The sequence below is a fragment of the Roseomonas rosulenta genome (assembly GCF_016106005.1).
Classification (GTDB): Bacteria; Pseudomonadota; Alphaproteobacteria; order Acetobacterales; family Acetobacteraceae; genus Neoroseomonas; species Neoroseomonas rosulenta.
The window spans coordinates 1-4227 of sequence record NZ_JACADR010000334.1; the positions used below are offsets into that span (position 1 = coordinate 1).

A 4227-nucleotide genomic window follows, 5' to 3' on the forward strand; every position below is an offset into this window, starting at 1 on the left:
GCGTGCGCTCCTCCGACCCCGGGCCGGGCGGGGGTGTCGCGGGCGCTGGGCTCCGGCCGGGCGGGCGGCGCGGGGGCGGTGCCCGGCCGCCGCGCTCTCCTGCACGCGCCGTGGGCGGGTGCCGTCCGTCAGGTTAGGGGTCACGCGGGCAGTCCTGGGCAGGGTGGCGGAACGGGCCGCCGGTCGCGCCGGGGTTTCGGCCGGGCGAGGCTTGGCGGCGGGGGGCGGTGCGCCGGGGCCGGCGCGGGGTCGCGCCATGTGCCTCCTTCGCGGGGCCTTCATGGCACCGCCCGGCCTTGCGTGCTAGACGCCCCGCGCGATGCGCGCTGCTGCCTTCCTCGACCGGCTGCCCGAGACGCGATGGCCGGCCCTGTGGCTCGCCGCGCTGTGCCTGCTGCTGTGGCTGCCGGGCTTCTTCACCATCCCGCCGGGCGACCGCGACGAATCCCGCTTCGCCCAGGCCAGCCGCCAGATGGTGGAGAGCGGCGACTATGTCCGCATCCGCCTGGGCGAGGTGGAACGCAACAAGAAGCCGGCCGGCATCCATTGGGCGCAGGCGGGCGTGGTGCATGCGCTGGAAGCCGTGGGCATCCCGGCGCGCGGCAGCATCTGGGCGTATCGGCTGCCATCCCTGCTCGGCGCCCTGGCGGCGGTGCTCGCCACATGTTTCCTAGGGCGCAGGCTGGTCGGGCGGCGGGCGGCCCTCGTGGCGGCGGCGATGCTCGCCCCCTGCATGGTCCTGCTGGTCGAGACGCATATCGCCAAGACCGACGCCGCGCTGCTGGCCAGCATCACCATCGCGATGGGGCTGATGGGGCGCGCCTACCTGGCGCCCGAGACCTTCACCGCGCGTGCCGCGGCGGCCTTCTGGGCGGTGCTGGGGCTCGGCGTGCTGCTGAAGGGGCCGATCGCGCCCATGGTGCCGCTGCTGGCGGGAATCACGCTGGCGGTGATGGACCGCACCTCCCGCGCGCGCTGGTGGCGGCTGCATGCGCCCTGGCTGCCGGCGCTGCGCCCGGGCTGGGGCATCCCGCTGATGGTGCTGTTCGCCGCCCCCTGGTTCGTCGCCATCGGCATCGCGACCGAAGGCCGCTTCTTCGCCGAGGCCATCGGCGGCGACATGCTTGACAAGGTGAGCTCGGGCGAGGAGGCGCATTGGGGCCCGCCGGGGATGTACGCCTTCATCTTCGGCATCACCGCCTTTCCGTCCGCCTGGATCGTGATCCGCGCCCTGCCCGGCGCCTGGACCGACCGCATGCAGCCGGCGGTGCGCTTCCTGCTGGCCTGGGCGGTGCCGACCTGGCTGCTGTTCGAGGCGGTGCAGACCAAGCTGCCGCACTACACCCTGCCGGCCTTCCCGGCGCTGATGCTGCTGGGCGCGCGCTGGGCGATGGACCCGCTGCGCCAGGCGCCGCCGCGCTGGATCGACTGGCTGGGGGGGATCGCACTGGGCGGGGTGGCGACGGGCCTGCCGCTGCTGGCGGGCTACGCCGTGTTCCGGGTGGAGGGGCGGATCGAGCCCTTCGCGCTGCTCGGCCTTGCCGCGGGCATCCTGATGACCTGGGTGCTGGTGGGGATGGCGAAGCGCGCCGAATGGGGCCGCGCCGCGCTGGCCGGCGCCATCCTGGCGGTGCCGGTCTATGCCAGCGTGCTGGAGGGCGTGATCCCGCGCCTCCAGGCGGTGTGGCTCTCCCCGCGCCTGGCCGCGGCGGTGGCCGACGCGGCGCCGGGCCTGGCGCCCGATCGCTTCGGCGTGGTCGGCCACCACGAGCCCTCGCTGCAATTCGCCATGGGGGGCGGCATCCGGCTGCTGCGGGATGGCGCCGACGCCGCCGCCTTCCTGGCCTCCGGCGAAGGCCGCATTGCCGCCGTGAACGATCGGCAGGAAGCCGCCTTCCGCCGCGCCGCGGCGGAGCGGGGGCTGGCCGTGCGGGAGCTCGGCTCGGTCACCGGGCTCAACTACGTCCGCGGGCGCTGGGTCACGCTCTCGCTGTTCAGGGTGGAATAGATGTTCGAGTGGATCGCGAACCTGGTCGCGTCCTGGGGCTACCCCGGCGTCTTCCTGCTGATGGTGCTGGAGAACCTGTTCCCGCCCATCCCGTCGGAACTCATCATGGCGGCGGCGGGCTTCTCGGCGGCGCGCGGGGAGATGTCGCTGGTCCCGCTGCTGGTGGCGGCGGTGGCTGGCACGCTGGCGGGCAACCTGGCCTGGTACGAGCTGGGCCGCTGGCTCGGCGTGGAGCGCTTCCGCCCGCTCGTCGCACGCTTCGGCAAGTGGTTCGCGGTGGAGGAGGAGGACCTCGACCGCGCGACCGGCATGCTGCGGCGCTACGGGCCGGTGGCGCTGTGCTTCGGGCGGATGCTGCCGGGGGTGCGGACGCTGATCTCGGTGCCCGCGGGGATGGTCGAGATCCCGCGCACGGTGTTCTACCTCTGGACAGCGCTTGGGTCGTGCATCTGGCTGACCTTCCTGGCGCTGGCGGGGTATTTCCTCGAGGACCACTACGACAAGGTCGAGAAGTGGGTCGAGCCGCTGGCCTGGGTGGTGGTGGGCATCGCGGTGGGCGGCTATGCGGCGCACCTGGTGTTCGCGTTCCGGCGGGCGCGGCGGCGGCGGCAGCAGGGATAGCCGTCGTCAGTCCCGCGGGCCGGGTGCGAGCACCTCCCGCTTGCCGACATGGTTCGCCGGCCCGACCACGCCTTCCTTCTCCATCTGCTCGATCAGCTTCGCCGCACGGTTGTAGCCGATGTTGAGGTGCCGCTGGACGAAGGACGTGCTGGCCTTGCCCTCCCGCGTCACCAGCGCCACCGCCTGGTCGTACAGCGACGCCTCGCCATCGGTGTTGCCGCCGAGCATCCCCGGCAGCGCGCCGCCATCCTCGTCCGGTTCCTCGGTGACTTCCTCGACATATTGCGGCTCGCCCTGCTCGCGCAGGAACGCCACCACGCGCTCGACCTCGGTGTCGCTCACGAAGGGGCCATGCACGCGCGCCACGCGCTGGCCGCCGGGCATGTGCAGCATGTCGCCCTGACCCAGCAGCTGCTCCGCCCCCTGCTCGCCCAGGATGGTGCGGCTGTCGATCTTCGACGTGACCTGGAAGGAGATGCGCGTCGGGAAATTCGCCTTGATGGTGCCGGTGATGACATCCACCGACGGGCGCTGCGTCGCCATGATGACGTGGATGCCCGCCGCGCGCGCCATCTGCGCCAGGCGCTGCACCGCGGCCTCGATCTCCTTGCCCGCCACGATCATCAAATCGGCCATCTCGTCGATGACCACCACGATCATCGGCAGCGGCTCCAGCGCGAGGGGCTGTTCCTCGAACACGGGCTTGCCGGTGTCGGGGTCGAAGCCGGTCTGCACCTTGCGGGTCAGCACCTCGCTGCGCGCGCGCGCGGCCACCACCTTCTCGTTGTAGCCGCCGATGTTGCGCACGCCGAGCTGGCTCATGGCGCGGTAGCGGCGCTCCATCTCGCGCACCGTCCACTTCAGCGCGCCGATCGCCTTCGGCGGCTCGGTCACCACGGGTGCGAGCAGATGCGGGATGCGGTCATAGACCGACAGTTCCAGCATCTTGGGGTCGATCATGATGAAGCGGCATTCCTCCGGCCCGAAGCGATAGAGCAGCGACAGGATCATCGTGTTGATCCCGACCGACTTGCCCGAGCCCGTGGTGCCCGCGATCAGCAGGTGCGGCATGCGCGCGAGGTCGGCGATGACCGGGCTGCCGCCGATGTCCTTGCCCAGCGCCAGCGGCAGCTTCGCCGGGTGCCGCGCCCAGGAGTCGTCGGCGAACATCTCGCTCAGGTAGACCGTCTCGCGCTTGGCGTTCGGCATCTCGATGCCGATCACGTTGCGCCCCGGCACCGTCGCGATGCGCACCGCGATCAGCGACATCGACCGCGCGATGTCGTCGGCCAGGCCGATCACGCGCGAGGACTTGGTGCCCGGCGCCGGTTCCAGCTCATACAGCGTGACCACGGGGCCGGGGCGGATCTCGGCGATGCGCCCGCGCACGCCGTAGTCCTCCAGCACGGATTCCAGCAGCCGCGCATTCGCCTGCAGCGACTCCTCCGACGGCCCGCCGGAGCGCCGCGCCGGCGCCTCGGTCAGCAGGTCGAGCGGCGGCAGCTTCCACGACCCATCGCGCAGGTCGAGTGCGCGCTGCTCGGGCGGGCGGCGCGCCGGCTCGGCGGACTGGTTGACGCGCCGCGTCAGCCGGGGCG

3 protein-coding genes are annotated in these 4227 nt (G+C 72.6%); 2 read left to right on the top strand and 1 reads right to left on the bottom strand.

The window, feature by feature from the left end:
- The first annotated feature begins 319 nt into the window (after positions 1–319).
- Both HW578_RS23530 and HW578_RS23535 read left to right on the top strand, forming a co-directional pair.
- Positions 320–2008, top strand: coding sequence for an ArnT family glycosyltransferase (locus HW578_RS23530; RefSeq protein WP_198373141.1), 1689 nt, complete (start codon positions 320–322; stop codon positions 2006–2008).
- Positions 2009–2629 carry a DedA family protein gene (locus tag HW578_RS23535; RefSeq protein WP_198373142.1) on the top strand — a complete coding sequence of 207 codons (621 nt, stop codon included), beginning with the start codon at positions 2009–2011 and terminating at the stop codon, positions 2627–2629.
- 6 nt (positions 2630–2635) lie between these two features.
- Here the strand turns inward: HW578_RS23535 and HW578_RS23540 are convergent.
- Positions 2636–4227: DNA translocase FtsK (locus HW578_RS23540; RefSeq protein WP_198373143.1), on the bottom strand; the 1592-nt coding region annotated here is incomplete at its 5' end.

Excerpts from the sequence above, each read along its gene's own strand:
- HW578_RS23530 (WP_198373141.1), top strand. The coding sequence starts at position 320 with ATGCGCGCTGCTGCCTTCCTCGACCGGCTGCCCGAGACGCGATGGCCG.
- HW578_RS23535 (WP_198373142.1), top strand. The coding sequence starts at position 2,009 with ATGTTCGAGTGGATCGCGAACCTGGTCGCGTCCTGGGGCTACCCCGGC.